Below are 20,444 nucleotides of genomic sequence, written 5' to 3' on the forward strand. Positions count from 1 at the left end.
CTCCGCGCGGCGCGCGCCGCCGGCGTCGGCACCTTCGTGAACATCTCCACCGACAAGGCGGCGAACCCCACGAGCGTGCTCGGCCACTCGAAGCGGGTCGCCGAGAAGCTCACCGCCTGGATGGCCGAGGAGACGGGAGCGCGCTACCTCTCCGTGCGCTTCGGCAACGTGCTCGGCAGCCGCGGCTCGCTGCTCCCCACCTTCCGCGCCCTGATCGCTGCGGGCGGCCCGCTCACGGTCACGCACCCCGAGGTCACCCGGTTCTTCATGACGATCCCCGAAGCCTGCCAGCTCGTCGTCCAGGCGGGCGCGATCGGCCGCCCCGGCGAGGTGCTGATCCTCGACATGGGGGAGCCCGTGAAGATCATGGACGTCGCACGCCGCATGATCGCCCAGTCCGGCAAGGACATCGAGATCGTCTACACCGGGCTCCGGCACGGGGAAAAGCTCCACGAGGAGCTCGTGGGCGCGGGTGAGGGCAATGAGCGCCCGTTCCACCCGAAGATCTCGCACGCGCACGTCGACACGATCTCGCCCGATGTCCTCGACCACGAGGGCTGGATCGCGCGTCTCGACCTCACCGAGGCTGCGGAGGAGCGCGTCCAGTGACCCCGCTTTCCGTCGCCCTCCTCGCGGGCGCCATCACGCTCGCGCTCAGCCTCGTCCTCCCGCTGCTCGTGAAGCCGCTGCTCGTGCGGCTCGGGATCATGGATGTGCCGAACGAGCGCTCCTCGCACGAGCGCCCCGTGCTGCGCGGCCTCGGTCTCGCCGTGCTCATCGCGATGCTCGTCGGCGGAGCCGCCGCAGTGCTCCTCTTCGCCACGCGCGGGTGGACCGGGCACGCGGTGTGGGACGCGCTCCTCGTGATCGTCATTGGCTCGCTGTGCGCGGGCCTGCTCGGGTTGACGGAGGATCTCCGCGGCCTGAGCGTCCCGGTGCGGAGCGCGGCGCTGCTGCTCATCGCCGCGGGCTCGGCGCTCGGCGTGCTCTTCGCTGCGGGCCAGTTCGGCGGCGGCGACGGCCTGGGCCACGGCCCCGGCCTCGACGGGGGAGCGGCACGCCCCCTCACGGCCCCTCTCGCGAATCTCGCGCCCCTGAGCGATGCGACCACCGCGAGCTCCACGCTTCCCGTGTGGGGCGCCGTCCTGCTCGTGGTCTACGCCGTGCTCTTCATCTCGAGCTACATCAACGTGGCCAACTTCATGGACGGCCTGAACGGGATCAGCGGCTTCCACGGCGTCATCGCCGGCCTCACCTTCGCGGCGGTCGGCTGGGTGCAGGACATGCCCTGGCTCGTCGCGGCCGGCCTCGTGCTCGCCGCCGGTTTCGCGGGGTTCCTGCCCTGGAACCTGACGAAGCCCGGCGCCTTCCTCGGCGACGTGGGCAGTTACCTGCTCGGCGGCGCGACGGCGCTCACGAGCTTCGCGGCGCTCGTCTCGGGCGCGCCCCTGCTCGCCACGATCGGCCCGATGGTGATCTACTTCGGTGACGTGGGCGTCACGCTCGTGAAGCGGGTGCGCGCCGGCAAGCGCTGGGATGAGCCGCACAAGGAGCACACCTACCAGCGGATCCAGCAGCGCGGCTACTCGCACGTGCAGGCCTCCGCGATGACGGCCGCGTGCACGCTCGCGGCGTCGCTGCTCGGCCTCGCGTCGTGCTTCACCCCGCTCTGGGGCACGCTCATGCTCTTGGCGGGCGGCTTCGCCGTCCTGGTGCTCTACCTGGCGCTGCCGAGACTGCTGCCCGCGCGCTCGGCGTAGTCGGCCGACACGGTTCGGGCGGCGGGCCTGGGGGAGTGGGGTTCGGTGCTCGGGGGCTCCGGGGCCCGGGGGAAAATTGTTCGAGTTTGCCCCGGTATCGCCACTGGATACTGCACGGAACTCAAACAAAGTGCGAGTGTGATCCGGATCGACTCCGTGGATCCGCGCGGCGGCGGCCCAGACCGCACGGACCCACTCGCCCGGCAAGATCGGGCCGAGTTTGATCCGGTATCGCCGCTGCATACCGGACCAAACTCCAACAAAGTGCGAGTTTGATCCGGAACTCACCCCTCCGCACCCCGAACCACCCGCGCCCCACCACACCCCACCCAGATTCGATCGAGTTTGCTCCGGAATAGCCCCCGGATACCGGATCAGAATCGAACAAATTGCGGCGGGCCCGAACCCCCGCACGCACCCCGCACCCGCGCGACACGCAGCGCGACACGCCCGGGTTGCACGACCGGTATTCGCTGTGTCAGAATAGACAGGTTCAGTACTCCGCGCTTCGGTGCGGATCACTGCCAGGCAGTGCATAACTCCCGGTCCGCCGGGGTTAGGCCGCGGGTAGCGAACACGACCCGCACGCCGATCGGCGGCCAGACTTCGTCCGGCCGTCTTTGTGTGTGCGGGGCCGCTTGCGCAAGCAGGTGGTTTTGACAGGTGAACAGAGACCCAGCACATGCGCCTCTCGCGAGGTGCCGCTGCCAGGGCGCTGGTACGCAAGACGTCCAATGCCACACACCCTCCGGGGTGCGTAGTACGACGCAAGTAGAAAGTAGAGATGTCATGGCGGGACAGAAGATCCGCATTCGACTGAAGTCGTATGACCACGAGGTCATCGACAACTCCGCACGCAAGATTGTCGACACGGTTACCCGCGCGGGTGCCACCGTGATCGGCCCCGTGCCGCTCCCCACGGAGAAGAACGTGATCGCAGTGATCCGTTCGCCCCACAAGTACAAGGACAGCCGCGAGCACTTCGAGAAGCGCACGCACAAGCGTCTGATCGACATCGTCGATCCCACCCCCAAGGCCGTCGATTCGCTCATGCGTCTCGATCTTCCGGCCGACGTCAACATCGAGATCAAGCTCTAAGGGGGGATCGAATCATGGCAGTAGAACGCAATGTGAAGGGTCTCCTGGGCACCAAGCTCGGGATGACGCAGGTCTGGGACGAGGACGGCAAGGTCGTTCCGGTCACCGTGATCGAGGTTGCTCCCAACGTCATCACGCAGATCCGCACCCCCGAGGTCGACGGCTACAACGCCGTGCAGATCGCCGCGGGCGCAATCGATCCCCGCAAGGTCAACAAGCCGACCGCTGGTCACTTCGAGAAGGCCGGCGTCACGCCGCGCCGTCACGTGACCGAGGTCCGCACGGCCGACGCCGCTGAGTACACGCTGGGCCAGGAGCTCACCGTCGATGGCACCTTCGAGGCCGGTCAGAAGATCGACGTCGTTGGCACCTCGAAGGGCAAGGGCTTCGCCGGCACCATGAAGCGTCACAACTTCAAGGGTGTCTCGGCATCGCACGGTGCGCACCGCAACCACCGTAAGCCCGGCTCGATCGGCGGCGCCGCGACCCCCGGTCGCGTGTTCCGTGGTCAGAAGATGGCTGGCCGTATGGGTGGCGATCGTGTGACCGTGCAGAACCTCACCGTTCAGGCGATCGACGCCGAGAAGGGTCTCATCCTGGTCAAGGGTGCGGTTCCCGGTGCGCGCGGTCGTCTCGTTTTCGTTCGCAACGCAGTGAAGGGGGCGTAGTTCATGGCTACCGCTACCAAGCTCGAGGTGCTCGACGCGAAGGGCAAGAAGGCCGGGTCGGTTGACCTGCCCGAGGCTATCTTCGCCGCCGAGACCAACGTCCCGCTGATCCACCAGGTGGTCACCGCTCAGCTCGCAGCTGCGCGTCAGGGTACGCACAAGACCAAGAACCGCGGCGAGCGCTCCGGTTCGGGTGTCAAGCCGTTCAAGCAGAAGGGTACCGGCCGCGCCCGTCAGGGTTCGGTCCGCATGCCCCAGCACCGCGGCGGTGGCATCGTCCACGGGCCCGTGCCCCGCGATTACTCGCAGCGCACCCCCAAGAAGATGATTGCTGCTGCACTCCGCGGCGTGCTCTCGGATCGCGCTCGCGCGAACCGCCTGCACGTTGTCGATGGCTTCGGCATCGGTGACAAGCCCAGCACCAAGACGGCCCGCGAGTTCCTCGCTCAGGTCGCGCCGGGCAAGCGCGTGCTCGTGGTCGTTGACCGCGCGGACGAGCTCACCACGCTGAGCGTGCGCAACCTGCCGTTCGTTCACGTGCTGTTCCAGGACCAGCTCAACGCTTACGACGTCGTCGTCAGCGATGACCTCGTCTTCACCAAGGCTGCCTTCGACCAGTTCGTCGCCGGCCGTGCCGCTCAGGAGGACACGAAGTGAGCCTGAACAAGTCTGCACACGACGTCATCATTCGCCCGATCGTTTCGGAGAAGAGCTACGGCCTCATCGACACGAACGGCCAGTACACCTTCGAGGTGCAGCCGACGGCGAACAAGACCGAGATCAAGCTCGCGATCGAGCAGGTCTTCGGCGTGAAGGTCGAGAAGGTCCGCACGCTGAACCGCAAGGGCAAGACCCGCCGCACCCGCTTCGGCGCCGGTAAGCGCAAGGACACCAAGCGCGCTATCGTCACGCTGAAGTCGGGCTCCATCGACATCTTCACGGCTGCGCTGTAGAAGGGGCGAAAAGGAACACACTATGGCTATTCGCAAGTACAAGCCGACGACCCCGGGTCGTCGCGGTTCGAGCGTTGCTGATTTCGCTGAGATCACCCGCTCCACGCCCGAGAAGTCGCTGCTTCGTCCGCTCCCCAAGACCGGCGGCCGCAACAACCAGGGCCGGATCACCACCCGTCACATCGGTGGTGGCCACAAGCGCCAGTACCGCGTCATCGACTTCCGTCGCAATGACAAGGACGGCGTGAACGCCAAGGTCGCGCACATCGAGTACGACCCCAACCGCACGGCGCGCATCGCGCTCCTGCACTTCGAGGACGGCACGAAGCGCTACATCATCGCGCCGAACAAGCTGAAGCAGGGCGACATCGTCGAGTCGGGTCCGGCCGCCGATATCAAGCCCGGCAACAACCTGCCGCTGAAGAACATCCCGACGGGTACCGTCATCCACGCGATCGAGTTGAAGCCCGGCGGGGGTGCCAAGATGGCGCGCTCGGCTGGTGCCTCGGTTCGCCTCGTTGCGAAGGACGGCCCCTACGCTCAGCTGCGTCTCCCCTCGGGTGAGATCCGCAACGTCGACGCGCGCTGCCGCGCGACCGTCGGCGAGGTGGGCAACGCCGAGCAGTCGAACATCAACTGGGGTAAGGCCGGCCGTATGCGGTGGAAGGGCGTTCGCCCGACCGTCCGCGGTGTCGTCATGAACCCGGTCGATCACCCGCACGGTGGTGGCGAAGGCCGCACCTCGGGTGGCCGTCACCCGGTTAGCCCCTGGGGCCAGAAGGAAGGCCGTACGCGCCGTCCGAACAAGGAAAGCGACAAGCTCATCGTGCGTCGCCGCAATGCTGGCAAGAAGCGTTAGTCGGCGGGTAGGAGAATAGAAGATGCCTCGTAGTCTCAAGAAGGGCCCCTTCGTCGATAACCACCTGCTGAACAAGGTGGTTGTCCAGAACGAAGCTGGCACCAAGAACGTGATCAAGACCTGGTCGCGCCGCTCGATGATCATCCCCGCAATGCTGGGTCACACCATCGCGGTGCACGACGGTCGGAAGCACATCCCCGTGTTCGTGACGGAGACCATGGTCGGTCACAAGCTGGGCGAGTTCGCGCCCACTCGGACCTTCCGCGGTCACGTGAAGGACGACAAGAAGGGCCGTCGCCGCTAAGCGGTGACGTGAAGGAGGAGAGAGAAATGGTGGAATCGACCGCACGCGTGCGTCAGATCCGCATCACCCCCCAGAAGGCCCGTCGCGTTGTTGACCTGGTTCGCGGGAAGAACGCTCAGGAGGCGCTTGCCATCCTGAAGTTCGCGCCCCAGGCCGCAGCCGAGCCCGTGTTCAAGCTGGTCGCTTCGGCGATCGCGAACGCCCGGGTGAAGGCCGACGCGGAGAACCTGCGTCTCAACGAGGACGAGCTGGTCATCGCTCGCGCCTACGTCGACGAGGGCACGACGCTCAAGCGTTTCCGCCCCCGCGCGCAGGGCCGTGCGTTCCGGATCAACAAGCGGACCAGCCACATCACCGTCGTTCTGCAGACGGCTGATGAGCTCCAGGCCGCGAAGAAGGGAGCCAAGTAAATGGGCCAGAAGATTCATCCCTACGGCTTCCGCCTCGGGATCACCACTGACCACGTCTCGCGCTGGTTCTCGGACTCGACCAAGAAGGGTCAGCGCTACGCTGACTACCTGGCCGAGGACATCAAGATCCGCCAGCACCTGACCAAGCAGCTCGACCGCGCCGGCGTCAGCCGTGTCGAGATCGAGCGCACCCGCGATCGCGTCCGCGTGGACATCCACTCGGCGCGCCCCGGCATCGTCATCGGTCGCCGCGGCGCCGAGGCTGAGCGTATCCGCGCCGACCTCGAGAAGCTCACGGGCAAGCAGATCCAGCTGAACATCCTCGAGGTCAAGAACCCCGAGGCTGACGCTCAGCTCGTCGCTCAGGGCATCGCCGAGCAGCTCGCTGCGCGCGTGGCATTCCGCCGCGCGATGCGCAAGGGCCTGCAGGGCGCTCAGCGCGCCGGTGCCAAGGGCATCCGTATCCAGGTCTCCGGCCGCCTCGGCGGCGCCGAGATGAGCCGTTCGGAGTTCTACCGCGAGGGTCGCGTGCCGCTGCACACGCTCCGCGCGAACATCGACTACGGCTTCTACGAGGCGAAGACCACCTTCGGCCGTATCGGCGTGAAGGTCTGGATCTACAAGGGTGACCTCACCAACAAGGAACTCGCTCGCGAGCAGGCGGCCCAGAAGCCGTCTCGCGACCGTGGCGACCGCCGCCGTGCGCCCCGTGGCGCGCAGGCCGAGGCTGCACCCGCTGCAGCAGGAGCGGAGAAGTAAGCATGCTGATTCCTCGTCGAGTCAAGTACCGCAAGCAGCACCACCCCAGCCGCAGCGGCCAGTCCAAGGGCGGCAACACGATCGCCTTCGGTGAGTTCGGTATCCAGGCACTGACCCCCGCCTACGTGACCAACCGTCAGATCGAGTCCGCTCGTATCGCCATGACGCGTCACATCAAGCGCGGTGGCAAGGTGTGGATCAACATCTACCCCGACCGTCCCCTCACCAAGAAGCCTGCGGAAACCCGCATGGGTTCCGGTAAGGGTTCGCCCGAGTGGTGGGTGGCCAACGTCAAGCCGGGCCGCGTCCTCTTCGAGGTCGCCGGCGTCGATGAGCAGCTCGCACGTGAGGCGCTGACCCGCGCCATCCACAAGCTGCCGCTCAAGGCCCGTATTATCAAGCGCGAGGAGGGCGACGCGTAATGGCGATCGGTACCAAGGAACTGGCCATCACGGAGCTCGACTCGTTCGAGAACGAGCGTCTGGCCGAGGAGCTCAAGAAGGCAAAGGGTGAGCTCTTCAACCTGCGATTCCAGTCGGCAACCGGCCAGCTGGAAAGCCACGGTCGTGTGCGCCAGGTGAAGCGCGATATCGCGCGCATCTACACGGTGCTCCGCGAGCGTGAGCTCGGCATTCGGGTGACCCCGGCCGCCGACACTGCTCCCGCCAAGGCGAAGAAGAGCAGCAAGAAGACCGAGCAGGCGGACGCCGCCGCTGAGACGAAGGAGGCCTAAGAATGGCTGAGGTCGAGAAGGAACAGCGCGGCTACCGTAAGGCTCGCCGTGGCTACGTCGTCAGCGACAAGATGGACAAGACCATCGTCGTCGAGGTCGAGGACCGCGTGAAGCACCCGCTCTACGGCAAGGTCATGCGCCGTTCGTCGAAGGTGAAGGCCCACGACGAGCAGAACACCGCCGGCATCGGCGATCTCGTGCTCATCCACGAGACCCGCCCGCTGAGCGCTTCGAAGCGCTGGCGTCTGGTCGAGATCCTCGAGAAGGCGAAGTAAGCCCTCCGGCTTACTGAGTGAAGGAGTAACAAGTGATTCAGCAGGAATCCCGACTCAAGGTTGCCGATAACACCGGCGCCAAGGAGTTGCTCACGATTCGCGTCCTCGGGGGCTCGCGGCGTCGCTACGCCGGTCTCGGTGACACGATCGTCGCGACCGTCAAGGACGCAATCCCCGGCGGCAACGTGAAGAAGGGTGAGGTCGTCAAGGCCGTCATCGTTCGCACGCGCAAGTCGACTCGTCGTGTTGATGGCTCGTACATCAGCTTCGACGAGAACGCTGCCGTCATTCTCAAGGCAGACGGGGAGCCCCGCGGCACCCGTATCTTCGGGCCGGTCGGTCGTGAGCTGCGCGACAAGCGCTTCATGAAGATCGTCTCGCTCGCACCGGAGGTGATCTAGTCCTATGGGCCAGAAGATCAAGAAGGGTGACCTCGTCGAGGTCATCTCGGGCCCGTCGCAGGAGCGCGGCGGCTACAAGGGCAAGCAGGGTAAGGTCGTCGAGGTCTTCACCGAGACCGACCGCATCATCGTCGAGGGCGTGAACTTCGTTACGAAGCACGTCCGCGTCGGCCAGTCCGAGCGCGGCACCCGCGAGGGTGGCATCGAGACCGTTGAGGCCCCGATCCACATCTCCAACGTTGCGATCGTCGACCCCGAGACCAAGAAGCCGACCCGCGTGGGCTTCCGTGTCGAGCAGGTCGAGAAGGACGGCGTGACGAAGACCGTCCGCGTGCGCTACGCCAAGTCGTCTGGGAAGGACATCTAATGTCGGAGACGAAGATTCAGCCCCGTCTGAAGGTTAAGTACCGCGGCGAGATCGTCGAGCAGCTCCGCGAGGAGTTCAACTACGCGAACATCATGCAGGTTCCCGGCGTCGTCAAGGTCGTCGTGAACACGGGTGTTGGCGAGGCTGCTCGCGACAGCAAGGTGATCGAGGGCGCTATCGCCGACCTCGTCAAGATCACCGGCCAGAAGCCCATGGTCACGAAGGCCCGCAAGTCCATCGCGCAGTTCAAGCTGCGCGAGGGCCAGGCCATCGGCGCGCACGTCACCCTCCGCGGTGACCGCGCGTGGGAGTTCCTCGACCGTCTCGTCAACCTCGCACTGCCGCGTATCCGCGATTTCCGCGGTCTGTCGCCCAAGCAGTTCGATGGGAACGGCAACTACACCTTCGGTCTCACCGAGCAGAGTGTGTTCCACGAGATCGATCAGGATAAGATTGACCGCGTGCGTGGCTTCGACATCACTGTCGTGACCACCGCCAAGTCTGACGACGAGGGCCGTGCGCTGCTTCGCGCACTCGGCTTCCCGTTCAAGACCGACAACTAAATAGTCCAAGCGGTGCGGGTGCCCGGGGATTCCCCGGGCACCCCATCCGCATGTCACCCAGGTCACGCTCCGTGTAACGGTGCGTGATACCAGGCGAGAAAGAAGAGTCACTCATGACGATGACTGATCCGGTCGCAGATATGCTGACCCGGCTGCGCAACGCCAACTCTGCGCATCATGACGACGTTTCGCTCCCCGGCTCCAAGCTGAAGGTGCGGATCGCGGAGATCCTCAAGCGCGAGGGCTACATCAAGGACTGGAAGGTCGAGGACGCACGCGTCGGCACGACCCTCACCATGTCCCTGAAGTACGGCCCGAACCGCGAGCGCTCGATCGAGGGCATCAAGCGCGTGTCCAAGCCCGGCCTCCGGGTCTACGCACGCTCGACCGAGATCCCGAGCGTGCTCGGCGGCCTCGGCATCGCGATCCTGTCCACGTCCTCCGGTCTGCTGACCGACCGCGAGGCTGACCAGAAGGGCGTTGGCGGGGAAGTCCTCGCTTACGTGTGGTAAGCCGTCATGTCACGTATTGGTAAGCTTCCCATCACCGTTCCCGGTGGTGTAGACGTCAAGATCGATGGCCAGAAGGTCACGGTCAAGGGTTCGAAGGGCGAGCTCGCGCTCGTCGTCGCCGAGCCGATCCGCGTTGCTGTCGAGGAGGGCCAGGTTGTGGTCACTCGTCCCGACGACGAGCGCGACTCCCGAGCGCTGCACGGCCTGACCCGCACGCTCATCAACAACAACATCATTGGTGTGACCGAGGGCTACTCCAAGCAGCTCGAGGTCGTCGGCACCGGCTACCGCGTGCAGCAGAAGGGCACCGGCCTCGAGCTGGCGCTCGGCTTCTCGCACCCGGTGCTCGTGGACGCTCCTGAGGGCATCACGCTCGCTGTTGAGGGCAACACCAAGATCACCGTGAGCGGGATCTCCAAGCAGGCGGTCGGCGAGGCCGCTGCGAACATCCGCAAGCTGAAGAAGCCGGAGCCCTACAAGGGCAAGGGCATCCGCTACGCGGGCGAGAACGTTCGCCGCAAGGCTGGAAAGGCTGGTAAGTAACCATGGCCGCTAACATCACCCGTGCAAAGGGTCGTTCGGCTGCGCGCGTGCGCCGCCACACCCGCCTGCGCAAGAAGATCGTCGGCACGGAGCTCCGTCCCCGTCTCGTCGTGACCCGCTCGTCGCGTCACGTCTTCGTCCAGGTGGTCGACGACTCGAAGGGCATCACCCTCGCGTCGGCGTCGACCATGGAAGCCGATCTCCGCGCCCTCGACGGCGACAAGACGGCCAAGGCCCGCAAGGTCGGCGAGCTCGTCGCCGAGCGCGCGAAGAGCGCTGGCGTTGAGGCAGTTGTCTTCGACCGTGGCGGCAGCAAGTACGCCGGCCGCGTCGCAGCGATCGCCGACGGCGCACGCGAAGGGGGGCTGACCCTGTGAGCAAGGAAACGAAGGAGCAGGAAGTGTCCGCAGAGACCCAGACCGCTGAGTCCTCGGCCACCGAGGCCCAGGGCGCGGATCACCGCAACGAGCCCCGCGAGCAGCGTCGGGGGAGCCGCGACCGCGGCACCCGTGGCGAGCGCGGCGGCCGCGACCGCAACGAGAGCCAGTTCCTCGAGCGCGTCGTCACCATCAACCGCGTCTCCAAGGTCGTCAAGGGCGGCCGTCGCTTCAGCTTCACCGCGCTCGTCGTGGTGGGCGATGGCAACGGCACCGTTGGCGTCGGCTACGGCAAGGCGAAGGAGGTGCCCCTCGCCATCTCCAAGGGTGTCGAGGAGGCCAAGAAGAACTTCTTCCGCGTGCCCCGCGTCGGCAGCACCATCCCGCACCCCGTGCAGGGTGAGGCAGCAGCCGGTGTGGTGCTCCTCCGCCCCGCAGCGGCAGGTACCGGTGTTATCGCCGGTGGCCCCGTCCGCGCCGTGCTTGAGTGCGCCGGCATCCACGACGTGCTGAGCAAGTCGCTCGGCTCGTCGAACACCCTGAACATCGTGCACGCGACCGTCGAGGCGCTGCAGCTGCTCGAGGAGCCCCGCTCCGTCGCAGCTCGCCGTGGCCTCGACTTCGACCGCGTCGCCCCGGCTCGCATCGTGCGCGCCGAGGCGAAGGCTGCGGCCGACGCTGCCGCGAAGGCAAAGGCAGGTGCGTAATGGCGAAGAGCCTGAAGATTACGCAGACGAAGTCCGTTATCAGCGAGAAGCAGAACCAGCGTGAGACGCTGCGGAGCCTCGGCCTCAAGAAGATCGGTCAGACGGTCGTTCGCGAGGACACGCAGGCGAACCGCGGTTACGTTCGCGCGGTTGCTCACCTGGTAGAGGTTGAGGAGATCGACGCATGAGCGAGAACAACGAGGAGCGCGAGCAGGTGCTGAAGGCGCACCACCTCCGCCCCGCACCCGGTTCGAAGAAGGCCAAGACCCGCGTGGGTCGCGGTGAGGGCTCGAAGGGTAAGACCGCAGGCCGCGGCACCAAGGGCACCAAGGCGCGCTACCAGGTCAAGGCCGGCTTCGAGGGTGGGCAGATGCCGCTGCACATGCGCACCCCGAAGCTGCGCGGGTTCAAGAACCCGTTCCGCACCGAGTACCAGGTCGTCAACGTCGCGAAGCTCGCAGAGCTCTACCCCCAGGGTGGCGACGTGACGGTCGAGGATCTCGTGGCCAAGGGCGCCGTCCGCAAGAACCAGCCCGTCAAGGTGCTGGGCGACGGCGACCTCCAGGTCAAGCTCACCGTCTCGGTCGACAAGGTCTCCAGCTCCGCTGAGCAGAAGATCGTCGCGGCCGGCGGAGAGGTCAAGTAAGGATCCCGGAGGGAACCTGACTTCCTCGAGCTGAGCTCGAACATCGGGGGCGGGTGCGATCGGCAGAAATGCCGGTCCACCCGCCCTCGTTTTCTGTATCCGGAGCGTCCGAGATTGGCCCGGATATTGGTGAGTGGCCCCGCACAGCGTGTAGGCTGGAGCAATTGGTTCTCGTCGTCAGGCGACGGCCCCGTACGACGCCCCCAGGAGGCAGCTTTTGTTCAGCGCTATCGGACGGATCTTTCGGACTCCCGATCTGCGGCGAAAGATCGTCTTTACGCTCGCGATCGTGTCGCTCTTCCGCCTCGGATCCTTCATCCCCGCACCGTTCGTTGACTTCAACAACGTGCAGGCCTGTCTGGTAGCGAACCAGGCCCAGGGCACGTCGGGCCTCTACGACATGATCAACCTGTTCAGCGGCGGGGCGCTGCTGCAGCTCTCGATCTTCGCGCTCGGGATCATGCCGTACATCACGGCGTCGATCATCACGCAGCTGCTCCGCGTGGTCATCCCGCACTTCGAGGCGCTCCACAAGGAGGGCCAGGCGGGCCAGGCGAAGCTCACGCAGTACACGCGGTACCTCACGATCGCGCTCGCGATCCTCCAGTCGACCACCCTGATCACAGTCGCGCGCTCGGGGCAGCTCTTCGGCGCCTCGGCGAACCAGGCCTGCCAGAACCTGGTCTCGCAGGAGTGGTGGGCGATCCTCATCATGATCATCACGATGACTGCCGGTACCGGCCTCATCATGTGGTTCGGCGAGCTCATCACCGAGCGCGGCATCGGCAACGGCATGTCGCTCCTCATCTTCACCTCGATCTCGGCAACGTTCCCCAGCGGCATGTGGATCATCAAGGAGTCGAAGGGCTGGGAGGTCTTCTTCCTGGTGCTCCTCGTCGGCCTGCTCGTGGTCGCCGCGGTCGTGTTCGTCGAGCAGTCGCAGCGCCGGATCCCGGTGCAGTACGCGAAGCGCGTGGTCGGCCGCCGCACCTACGGCGGCTCGAGCACCTACATTCCGATCAAGGTGAACATGGCGGGCGTGATCCCGGTCATCTTCGCCTCGGCGATCCTCTACCTCCCGGCGCTGCTCACGCAGTTCAACCAGCCGCAGATCGGCGAGGATCCGAAGCCCTGGGTCGTCTGGGTCCAGAACAACCTCGTGCTCGGCGATCAGCCGCTGTACATGCTCGTCTTCTTCCTGCTGACGATCGGCTTCACCTTCTTCTACGTGCAGATCACCTTCAACCCGGAGGAGGTCGCCGACAACATGAAGCAGTACGGCGGCTTCGTGCCGGGGATCCGCGCCGGCCGCCCGACGGCCGAGTACCTCAACTACGTGCTGACCCGGATCACGAGCGCTGGCTCGCTCTACCTCGGTCTCATCGCGCTCATCCCGCTGATTGCGCTGTCGTTCTTCGGCGCGAACCAGAACTTCCCGTTCGGCGGCTCCTCGATCCTCATCATCGTGGGCGTCGGCCTCGAGACGGTGAAGCAGATTGACGCACAGCTGCAGCAGCGCCACTACGAAGGGCTCCTCAAGTGACGGACACCACAACTCGACTGCTCATCATCGGCCCGCCCGGGGCCGGCAAGGGCACGCAGGCCACGCAGATCGCCGAGCGCTTCGGCGTTCCGGCCATCTCGACCGGCGACATCTTCCGCGCGAACATCAAGGGCGGCACCCCGCTCGGCCAGCAGGTGCAGGCCATCATCGAGCGCGGCGAGCTCGTCCCCGACTCGCTGACGAACGAGATCGTCGCTGATCGCCTCGCGCAGGCCGACGCGGCCGGCGGCTTCCTCCTCGACGGGTACCCCCGCAACGTCGAGCAGGTGCACGCGCTCGACGGCATGCTCGAGGGCGACGCGCTCGACGCGGTCGTGCTGCTCGAGGTCGACACGGACGCCGTCGTCGCACGCCTCCTGAAGCGCGCCGAGCTCGAGGGTCGCGCCGACGACACCGAGGACGTCATTCGCCACCGCCAGGATGTCTACGCAGAGCAGACCGCTCCGCTCGTCGAGCTCTTCTCCGAGCGCGGCATCCTCGTCTCGGTCGACGGCCTCGGCTCCGTCGAAGAGGTCGCTGAGCGGATCGCCTCGGGACTCGACGCTCAGCTCGCCGCGAAGGCGGGTCGCTAGGCCGTGGCTCGACGAGGACTGCTGCGCCGCTCGATCTACAAGTCGCCGGCGCAGCTCCGGCTGATGGTCGAGCCGGGTCTCGCCGCCGCCGCCGCCATCGCGGCGATGCGCGAGGCGGTCCGCCCCGGCATCACCACGCTCGAGCTCGACGCGATCGCCGAGGACGCGATCCGCTCGCTCGGGGGAGCGCCGAACTTCATGCTCGAGCCCGGCTACCGCCACACGATCTGCGCGAACGTGAACGAGCAGGTCGTCCACGCGATCCCGGGGGACCGGCCGCTCGCACCCGGAGACATTGCCTCGCTCGACGTCGGCGCCGTCATCGGCGGCTGGCACTCGGACACGGCGATCACGGTCACGCTGCCGGATCACGCAAGGCCCGAGCTCACCGCCGCGAACGAGAAGCTGAGCGACGTGACCGAGCAGGCCATGTGGCGCGGCATCGCACGACTCGCGACCGCGAAGCACCTGAACGAGGTCGGCGAGGCCGTCTCCTCCTACGTGCGCGCGAACAGCGACTTCGGCGTCCTCGAGGACTACATCGGCCACGGTATCGGCCGCAGCATGCACGAGGACCCGCCGGTCTTCAACGTGCCGGTGCGCCCCCGCGGCCCCGAGGTGAAGCCCGGCCTCGTCGTGGCGATCGAGCCCATCATCTCCGCGGGCGGGATCGACACCGACATCGAGGACGACGACTGGACCGTCACGATGGCGGACGGATCGATGAGCGCCCAGTGGGAGCACTCGGTCGCGGTCCACGCCGATGGCATCTGGGTGCTGACCGCGCCGGACGGCGGCGCGAGCGGACTCGCGCCCCTCGGCATCACGCCCGTTCCGATTCCCTGACCCGGCTCGCGCGCGACTCGATCGTCGCCCGCCGCCCCGTCAGAGTTCCGCCCCGTTCAGCGCCCCGCGCGCCCGACGGGGCGGAAGTGTTTCCGCGGCTTTACAAACGCCCGAACGGCGAGTACTCTTGACATTTGGTGCTTTGCGCCTGTTTTCGTGTTCGCGAAAGCGGGAGCGAGGCATTCGCAAGACCAGTACATCCTACGCAAGCGATAGTGAGGCTATGGCGAAAAAAGACGGCGTCATCGAGATCGAGGGACAGGTTGTCGAGGCTCTGCCGAACGCGATGTTCCGCGTCGAGCTGACCAACGGACACAAGGTTCTCGCCCACATCTCGGGCAAGATGCGCCAGCACTACATCCGCATTCTCCCCGGGGACCGCGTGATTGTGGAGCTGACGCCCTACGATCTGACCCGCGGCCGCATCGTCTACCGCTACAAGTAGGGGCTGGAAAGTAACGGCAGCCGGCACCCCGGCTGTACGAGGACAGCGAACTCCGCGAAGGAAACATCATGAAGGTTAAGCCCAGCGTCAAGCCGATCTGCGATCACTGCAAGGTCATCCGCCGCCACGGCCGCGTCATGGTGATCTGCAAGAGCAACCCCCGCCACAAGCAGCGCCAGGGCTAATCGCCCCGTCGCTCGGCGTTCTCGCAGAGCACACAACTCAATATCTGATCCAGCGCATCGAAGAGCCCGAGCACACCGTGCTCGGGGGACACCTCGGGGTGGAGGCCCGAACCCCCGATGCGCGACATACCTCCACTACCGCAAGGAGAGCCACACATGGCACGTCTCGCAGGAGTCGATATCCCACGCGACAAGCGCGTTGAGATTGCACTCACCTACATCTACGGCGTCGGCCGCACCAGCGCGCTGAAGACGCTCGCCGACACCGGCATCGATGGCAACATCCGCGTCAAGGACCTCACCGACGACCAGCTCGTCGCGCTCCGCGACTACATTGAGGGCAACTTCAAGGTTGAGGGTGACCTCCGCCGTGAGGTCGCCGCCGATATCCGCCGCAAGGTCGAGATCGGGAGCTACCAGGGCCTCCGCCACCGCAAGGGCCTGCCCGTGCATGGTCAGCGCACCAAGACGAACGCTCGTACCCGCAAGGGCCCGAAGCGCACCGTCGCCGGCAAGAAGAAGTAACGCCGGTCCTCTCGACCATCACATAGAGCTTTTCAGGAGAACACTCAATGGCTGCACCAAAGACGGCGGCTCGCAAGCCGCGTCGCAAGGACAAGAAGAACGTGGTCGTGGGCCAGGCCCACATCAAGTCGACGTTCAACAACACGATTGTTTCGATCACCGACACCACCGGTGCCGTGATCAGCTGGGCTTCCTCCGGCGGCGTGGGCTTCAAGGGCTCGCGCAAGTCGACGCCCTTCGCCGCACAGCTCGCTGCCGAGTCGGCCGCGCGCAAGGCGCAGGAGCACGGCATGAAGAAGGTTGACGTCTTCGTCAAGGGCCCGGGCTCCGGTCGCGAGACCGCGATCCGCTCGCTGCAGGCCGCCGGCCTCGAGGTGGGGTCGATCAACGACGTCACCCCGCAGACGCACAACGGCTGCCGCCCCCCGAAGCGCCGTCGCGTCTAAGGAGCTTGCGCTAGTCCCCGGCGCAGACGAGCGATCGTCTGCGCCGGGGAGGCGCCGAGGCTCGCACTCCGAGTCTCGGGTGCACAGAGGACACCCCTCATTCCCGATACCGCATGAGTCATATAGCGGACTCCAGCGAAAGGACCACACACCTTGCTCATTGCACAGCGACCCACTCTGACCGAGGAGTCGATCTCCGAGTACCGTTCGCGCTTCGCCATCGAACCGCTCGAGCCCGGCTTCGGCTACACGCTCGGCAACTCGCTGCGTCGCACGCTGCTGTCGTCGATCCCCGGCGCGGCAGTCACGAGCGTCCGCTTCGAGGGCGTTGCCCACGAGTTCACGACCATTGCGGGCGTGACCGAGGACGTCACCGAGATCATCCTCAACATCAAGGATCTTGTCGTCTCCAGCGAGCACGATGAGCCCATCACCGCCTACCTGCGCAAGACCGGCGCGGGCGAGGTGACCGCTGCCGACATCTCCGCACCCGCCGGTGTCGAGGTGCACAACCCTGAGCTCGTCATCGCGACGCTCAGCGATTCGGCGCAGTTCGAGCTCGAGCTGACGATCGAGCGTGGCCGCGGCTACGTCTCGGCCGCTCAGAACCGCAACGAAGACGCCGAGGTTGGCCGGATCCCCGTGGATTCGATCTACTCGCCGGTGCTCAAGGTCACCTACCGCGTGGAGGCCACGCGTGCCGGTGAGCGCACCGACTTCGATCGTCTCGTCGTCGACGTTGAGACGAAGCCCGCCATCAGCCCCCGCGACGCGATCGCGTCGGCCGGCTCGACCCTGGTCGAGCTCTTCGGGCTTGCGCGCGAGCTCAACACCGCCGCCGAGGGCGTCGAGATCGGCCCCGCGCCGGTCGAGGTGGTCACGGAGGGCGAGCTCTCGATCCCGATCGAGGACCTCGACCTGTCGGTGCGCAGCTACAACTGCCTCAAGCGCGAGGGCATCAACACGGTGAGCGAGCTCGTTGCGCTCTCCGAGGCGCAGCTGATGAACATCCGTAACTTCGGCCAGAAGTCCGTCTTCGAGGTGCGCGACAAGCTCACCGAGATGGGACTGTCGCTGAAGGATGCCGTGCCCGGCTTCGACGGTGCGCAGTTCTACAGCTACGAAGACGACAACAACTAATTCACGATCCGTCGACATCGACCCGATCGTAAACTTACTGGAGTAAACAATGCCGAAGCCCAACAAGGGCCCCCGCCTCGGAGGCGGCCCCGCTCACGAGCGTCTGATGCTCAACCAGATGGCTGCGCAGCTCTTCGAGCACAAGCGCATCCAGACCACGGAGACGAAGGCCAAGCGCCTTCAGCCCGTGGCCGAGCGTCTCGTGACCTTCGCGAAGCGCGGTGACCTGCACGCGCGTCGTCGCGTCATGCGCCAGATCCTCGACAAGTCGGTCGTGCACGAGCTCTTCACCGAGATCGCGCCGCTCGTCGAGAACCGCGAGGGTGGCTACACCCGCATCATCAAGACCGGCTACCGCAAGGGTGACAACGCTCCCATGGCGATCATCGAGCTCGTGCTCGAGCCGGTGCAGCCCAAGGTGAAGGCCGCCAAGGCCGAGCCGAAGGCGGAGAAGGTCGTCGAGGCTCCGGCCGAGGAGACCGCCGAGGTCGTCGAGGAGGCCGCAGAGGCCCCCGAGGCAGCCGAGGAGAAGGCCGAGTAACACTCGCCTCACCGAGCGACAGCGCCCCGCCGATCCCAGGATCGGCGGGGCGCTGTGCTGTGTGCGGAGGTGCCACTCACGCGCGGTGTGCGGGGCGGGGGTACGTGGGGTGCCCCGGATGCCGCTCGCGCGCGTGGGGCGCTCTGTGAGGACCTCCGTGAGCTGCGGAGCCTACCGGCGGGGGAGCGCGAAGCCGCGCGCCTCCGCGGGGTCCTGGAGGCGCTCCAGGGCGCGCTGCACCGAGGCGGCGTAGATCTCGCCGCCGCTCGGATTCGGGTGGATGTCGTCGCCCGCGAGCGCGTCCGGCACGCCCGTGACGGCGCCTGTCCAGTCGGCCACCACGACGCCGCGGTGGGCGCCGGCGAAGCGGTCGAGCTCCGCGTTGACGCCGGGAATCCAGTCCCGATCGGCGTGCGCGTTCACGAGCACGATGGGGCGGTCGCCCGCGGCGCCGTAGAGCTCGTCGAGCTCCTCCGCGGAGACGGGGCCGTTCGTGCCGAGCCCGACGACGAGCACGGGGCGCAGCCGGCCGCTCGCGGCCCACTCCTCGGCGATGCCGATGCCGACGCCCATGCCGCGAGACACGGCCGCATCGACCTCGATTCCGGGGAACGCCGTCTCGAGCTCCGGAAGGCTCGCGAGCATCACTGAGTCGCCGACGGCGCTGATGTCGCTGCCCCGGGGCAGGAGTGGGCCCGCGGGCAGCCGGGCGGGCTTCTCGCGATCCCCGGACTTCCCGCTGGATTCGGGCGTCTCGCGGTCCTCCGGATTCGCGCCGGGCTCCTTCGTCGGGTCCGGCGCCTGCGTCGCGCCTGCTCCCGCATCGGCGTCACCCGCGTCGCCCGTGTCACCCGCGTCACCCGTGTCACCCGTGCGCTCAGCGTCGAGGGCGGCCTGACCGCGCGCGATCGCCGCGGCGGCGGTGCTCTGCTCGGGAGCCGTCGCGATCGCGATGCCCGTGGCGGGCACCGTGAGCGCGAGAACGGCGCCGAGCGCGATCGTGACGGCCTTGCGCCGGGGCGTGGCCCCGATCGGGCGCAGCGCGAGCCGCAGGGAGCGGCGCAGCCCGAAGCGCCGCACCGGCTGCTCGACGAAGCGGTACGAGAGCGCCGACGCGACGAGCGTGCCCGCGAGGGTCACTGCGGCGACCAGCGCAGCGGGCGCGGCCGAGCCGAGCGCCCCCGTCACGATGAGGAGCAGCGGCCAGTGCCAGAGGTAGATGCCGTAGGAGCGCTCGCCGATCCAGCGCATCGGCGCGACGTCAAGCGCGCGGCCGATCCAGGCGCCCGGCCGGGTGACGGCCCACACGAGTGCGAGCGCCGCGACGATCGCGAGCTGGAAGCCGCCCTCGAAGCTCTGCCGACTGCCCTCCGGCAGCGTCACGGCGAGCGCCGCGATCGTGCCGAGCCCCGCGAGCGCGACGGCGCCGAGCAGCACCTGCCGGAGCGCCCCGGGCGCTGCCGGGGGAGCGGAGCCGCGCTGCGGGTGCACGAGCGCGGCGAGGGCGGCGCCCCAGAACAGGCCGAAGGTGTGCGTGTCCGAACCGAAATAGATGCGCGTGGGCTCGACGCCCTGTTGCGAGAGCACGGCCATGAGGACAGCCGACACGGCGCCGAGCAGACCGAGGAAGACGGCGCGGCTGCTGCGCCCGCGGAAGCGGAGGAGGAGCAGCACGAGGAGCGGGAGCAGGATATAGAACTGCTCCTCGATCGACAGCGACCAGGTGTTGCGGAACAGCTCGGGGGTGTCGCGGGCGAAGTAGTCGGCGCCGTTCGCGATGAACACCCAGTTGCTCACGAAGAAGGCTGTGCCCGCGATCTGGCGGCCGAGGCCGACGAGGAGATCCCCACCGACGAGCAGCGCGAGCGCCGAGCAGACGAGGAGCACCAAGCCGAGCGCAGGCAGGAGCCGTCGCGCCCTTCGGCGCCAGAACGAGCCGAGCCGGATCGTGCCGCGCAGCTGCGCCTCACGCAGGAGCAGCGAGGTGATGAGGAAGCCGCTGATCGCGAAGAAGATGTCGACGCCGAGGAAGCCGCCGGGCAGCGCGCTGGGGAAGAGGTGGTACACGAGCACGAGCCCCACCGCGATCGCGCGGAGTCCGTCAAGTCCGCCGAACCGGCCGGGCTGAGCGGGGGAGCGAGTGAGCACTGGTGTCATCGTGGGGAAAGCCTTCGTGCGCGCGGGGCGTCGGTCGCGGCGCGCGGGATGCCGTCCAGTGTACGCGGCGCGGCGGGGAGGCGCTCGC

General features: G+C 66.9%; 33 protein-coding genes. 31 read left to right on the forward strand and 2 right to left on the reverse strand.

Going from position 1 to position 20,444, the window contains the following annotated elements; genetic code table 11:
* From U874_RS0106335 to rpmJ, 27 genes are all read left to right on the forward strand, one after another.
* Nucleotides 1-609, forward strand: a 609-nt coding sequence (locus U874_RS0106335; RefSeq protein ID WP_025133699.1) for a polysaccharide biosynthesis protein, incomplete at its 5' end; no start/stop codon positions are given.
* Nucleotides 606-1,760: a UDP-phosphate alpha-N-acetyl-D-fucosaminephosphotransferase gene (locus U874_RS0106340; RefSeq protein ID WP_025133700.1), complete on the forward strand. Its 1,155-nt coding sequence runs from the start codon at nt 606-608 to the stop codon at nt 1,758-1,760. The genes U874_RS0106335 and U874_RS0106340, both read left to right, overlap by 4 nt.
* A 789-nt stretch (nt 1,761-2,549) precedes the next feature.
* Complete coding sequence (gene rpsJ, locus U874_RS0106345; protein ID WP_025133701.1) at nt 2,550-2,858, forward strand: 30S ribosomal protein S10; 309 nt, start codon at nt 2,550-2,552, stop codon at nt 2,856-2,858.
* 14 nt (nt 2,859-2,872) lie between these two features.
* Complete coding sequence (gene rplC, locus U874_RS0106350) at nt 2,873-3,526, forward strand: 50S ribosomal protein L3 (protein WP_025133702.1); 654 nt, start codon at nt 2,873-2,875, stop codon at nt 3,524-3,526.
* Between the two features lie 3 nt (nt 3,527-3,529).
* Entirely contained in the window at nt 3,530-4,183 is a 654-nt protein-coding gene (rplD, locus tag U874_RS0106355; protein ID WP_025133703.1) for a 50S ribosomal protein L4, read from the forward strand.
* Nucleotides 4,180-4,479, forward strand: a complete 300-nt coding sequence (gene rplW / locus U874_RS0106360; protein WP_025133704.1) for a 50S ribosomal protein L23 — start codon at nt 4,180-4,182, stop codon at nt 4,477-4,479. The genes rplD and rplW overlap by 4 nt, the downstream gene beginning before the upstream one ends.
* A gap of 22 nt (nt 4,480-4,501) precedes the next feature.
* Complete coding sequence (rplB, locus tag U874_RS0106365) at nt 4,502-5,338, forward strand: 50S ribosomal protein L2 (protein ID WP_025133705.1); 837 nt, start codon at nt 4,502-4,504, stop codon at nt 5,336-5,338.
* Nucleotides 5,339-5,360: 22 nt separating this feature from the next.
* Complete coding sequence (gene rpsS / locus U874_RS0106370; RefSeq protein ID WP_025133706.1) at nt 5,361-5,642, forward strand: 30S ribosomal protein S19; 282 nt, start codon at nt 5,361-5,363, stop codon at nt 5,640-5,642.
* Between the two features lie 26 nt (nt 5,643-5,668).
* On the forward strand, nt 5,669-6,052 hold the full coding sequence (rplV, locus tag U874_RS0106375) for a 50S ribosomal protein L22 (RefSeq protein ID WP_029987809.1): 384 nt from the start codon (nt 5,669-5,671) through the stop codon (nt 6,050-6,052).
* Complete coding sequence (gene rpsC, locus U874_RS0106380; RefSeq protein ID WP_024356779.1) at nt 6,053-6,811, forward strand: 30S ribosomal protein S3; 759 nt, start codon at nt 6,053-6,055, stop codon at nt 6,809-6,811.
* A gap of 2 nt (nt 6,812-6,813) precedes the next feature.
* Nucleotides 6,814-7,233: a 50S ribosomal protein L16 gene (gene rplP, locus U874_RS0106385; RefSeq protein ID WP_025133708.1), complete on the forward strand. Its 420-nt coding sequence runs from the start codon at nt 6,814-6,816 to the stop codon at nt 7,231-7,233.
* Nucleotides 7,233-7,544: a 50S ribosomal protein L29 gene (gene rpmC, locus U874_RS0106390; protein ID WP_025133709.1), complete on the forward strand. Its 312-nt coding sequence runs from the start codon at nt 7,233-7,235 to the stop codon at nt 7,542-7,544. Before rplP ends, rpmC begins: the two co-directional genes overlap by 1 nt.
* 2 nt (nt 7,545-7,546) lie before the next feature.
* Nucleotides 7,547-7,819, forward strand: coding sequence for a 30S ribosomal protein S17 (gene rpsQ / locus U874_RS0106395; RefSeq protein ID WP_025133710.1), 273 nt, complete (start codon nt 7,547-7,549; stop codon nt 7,817-7,819).
* Nucleotides 7,820-7,851: 32 nt separating this feature from the next.
* Nucleotides 7,852-8,220, forward strand: coding sequence for a 50S ribosomal protein L14 (gene rplN / locus U874_RS0106400; RefSeq protein WP_025133711.1), 369 nt, complete (start codon nt 7,852-7,854; stop codon nt 8,218-8,220).
* A gap of 4 nt (nt 8,221-8,224) precedes the next feature.
* Entirely contained in the window at nt 8,225-8,587 is a 363-nt protein-coding gene (gene rplX, locus U874_RS0106405; protein WP_025133712.1) for a 50S ribosomal protein L24, read from the forward strand.
* The gene (rplE, locus tag U874_RS0106410; RefSeq protein WP_025133713.1) at nt 8,587-9,150 is read left to right on the forward strand and encodes a 50S ribosomal protein L5; all 564 of its coding nucleotides are present in this window, start codon (nt 8,587-8,589) and stop codon (nt 9,148-9,150) included. Before rplX ends, rplE begins: the two co-directional genes overlap by 1 nt.
* A 113-nt stretch (nt 9,151-9,263) precedes the next feature.
* Nucleotides 9,264-9,662 (forward strand): 30S ribosomal protein S8, encoded by a 399-nt coding sequence (gene rpsH / locus U874_RS0106415; RefSeq protein WP_025133714.1) that lies wholly within the window; start codon nt 9,264-9,266, stop codon nt 9,660-9,662.
* 6 nt (nt 9,663-9,668) lie between these two features.
* Nucleotides 9,669-10,205: a 50S ribosomal protein L6 gene (gene rplF / locus U874_RS0106420; protein ID WP_025133715.1), complete on the forward strand. Its 537-nt coding sequence runs from the start codon at nt 9,669-9,671 to the stop codon at nt 10,203-10,205.
* A 2-nt stretch (nt 10,206-10,207) separates the two neighbouring features.
* Nucleotides 10,208-10,582, forward strand: coding sequence for a 50S ribosomal protein L18 (rplR, locus tag U874_RS0106425; protein ID WP_025133716.1), 375 nt, complete (start codon nt 10,208-10,210; stop codon nt 10,580-10,582).
* Nucleotides 10,579-11,289 carry a 30S ribosomal protein S5 gene (gene rpsE, locus U874_RS0106430; RefSeq protein ID WP_025133717.1) on the forward strand — a complete coding sequence of 237 codons (711 nt, stop codon included), beginning with the start codon at nt 10,579-10,581 and terminating at the stop codon, nt 11,287-11,289. Before rplR ends, rpsE begins: the two co-directional genes overlap by 4 nt.
* Nucleotides 11,289-11,477 (forward strand): 50S ribosomal protein L30, encoded by a 189-nt coding sequence (rpmD, locus tag U874_RS0106435; protein ID WP_025133718.1) that lies wholly within the window; start codon nt 11,289-11,291, stop codon nt 11,475-11,477. Before rpsE ends, rpmD begins: the two co-directional genes overlap by 1 nt.
* Nucleotides 11,474-11,935, forward strand: coding sequence for a 50S ribosomal protein L15 (gene rplO / locus U874_RS0106440; protein ID WP_029987813.1), 462 nt, complete (start codon nt 11,474-11,476; stop codon nt 11,933-11,935). Before rpmD ends, rplO begins: the two co-directional genes overlap by 4 nt.
* 217 nt (nt 11,936-12,152) lie before the next feature.
* Nucleotides 12,153-13,478 (forward strand): preprotein translocase subunit SecY, encoded by a 1,326-nt coding sequence (secY, locus tag U874_RS0106445; RefSeq protein ID WP_025133720.1) that lies wholly within the window; start codon nt 12,153-12,155, stop codon nt 13,476-13,478.
* The gene (locus tag U874_RS0106450; RefSeq protein ID WP_025133721.1) at nt 13,475-14,071 is read left to right on the forward strand and encodes an adenylate kinase; all 597 of its coding nucleotides are present in this window, start codon (nt 13,475-13,477) and stop codon (nt 14,069-14,071) included. The genes secY and U874_RS0106450 overlap by 4 nt, the downstream gene beginning before the upstream one ends.
* Before the next feature lie 3 nt (nt 14,072-14,074).
* Nucleotides 14,075-14,917 (forward strand): type I methionyl aminopeptidase, encoded by an 843-nt coding sequence (map, locus tag U874_RS0106455; RefSeq protein WP_029987814.1) that lies wholly within the window; start codon nt 14,075-14,077, stop codon nt 14,915-14,917.
* Between the two features lie 223 nt (nt 14,918-15,140).
* A complete protein-coding gene (gene infA, locus U874_RS0106460) occupies nt 15,141-15,362 on the forward strand; it encodes a translation initiation factor IF-1 (protein ID WP_025133723.1) in 222 nt (73 codons plus the stop codon).
* A 68-nt stretch (nt 15,363-15,430) separates the two neighbouring features.
* Nucleotides 15,431-15,547: a 50S ribosomal protein L36 gene (gene rpmJ / locus U874_RS0106465; protein WP_017885303.1), complete on the forward strand. Its 117-nt coding sequence runs from the start codon at nt 15,431-15,433 to the stop codon at nt 15,545-15,547.
* Here the strand turns inward: rpmJ and U874_RS15875 are convergent.
* A complete protein-coding gene (locus tag U874_RS15875; protein WP_255342048.1) occupies nt 15,544-15,675 on the reverse strand; it encodes a hypothetical protein in 132 nt (43 codons plus the stop codon). The two genes, rpmJ and U874_RS15875, sit on opposite strands and share 4 nt — an antisense overlap.
* A 28-nt stretch (nt 15,676-15,703) precedes the next feature.
* Between U874_RS15875 and rpsM the strand changes: the two genes are divergently transcribed.
* The 4 genes from rpsM (at nt 15,704) to rplQ (ending at nt 18,199) form a co-directional block, all read left to right on the forward strand.
* On the forward strand, nt 15,704-16,072 hold the full coding sequence (rpsM, locus tag U874_RS0106475) for a 30S ribosomal protein S13 (RefSeq protein WP_017885302.1): 369 nt from the start codon (nt 15,704-15,706) through the stop codon (nt 16,070-16,072).
* A 47-nt stretch (nt 16,073-16,119) separates the two neighbouring features.
* Nucleotides 16,120-16,518: a 30S ribosomal protein S11 gene (rpsK, locus tag U874_RS0106480; protein WP_025133724.1), complete on the forward strand. Its 399-nt coding sequence runs from the start codon at nt 16,120-16,122 to the stop codon at nt 16,516-16,518.
* A gap of 153 nt (nt 16,519-16,671) precedes the next feature.
* On the forward strand, nt 16,672-17,658 hold the full coding sequence (locus tag U874_RS0106485; RefSeq protein WP_025133725.1) for a DNA-directed RNA polymerase subunit alpha: 987 nt from the start codon (nt 16,672-16,674) through the stop codon (nt 17,656-17,658).
* Between the two features lie 49 nt (nt 17,659-17,707).
* Complete coding sequence (gene rplQ, locus U874_RS0106490; RefSeq protein ID WP_025133726.1) at nt 17,708-18,199, forward strand: 50S ribosomal protein L17; 492 nt, start codon at nt 17,708-17,710, stop codon at nt 18,197-18,199.
* A gap of 171 nt (nt 18,200-18,370) precedes the next feature.
* Here rplQ and U874_RS0106495 read toward each other — a convergent pair whose 3' ends face one another.
* On the reverse strand, nt 18,371-20,356 hold the full coding sequence (locus U874_RS0106495) for an acyltransferase family protein (RefSeq protein ID WP_029987815.1): 1,986 nt from the start codon (nt 20,354-20,356) through the stop codon (nt 18,371-18,373).
* Between the last annotated feature and the right edge of the window lie 88 nt (nt 20,357-20,444).

This window comes from Leucobacter sp. PH1c (assembly GCF_000633415.1).
Classification (GTDB): Bacteria; Actinomycetota; Actinomycetes; order Actinomycetales; family Microbacteriaceae; genus Leucobacter.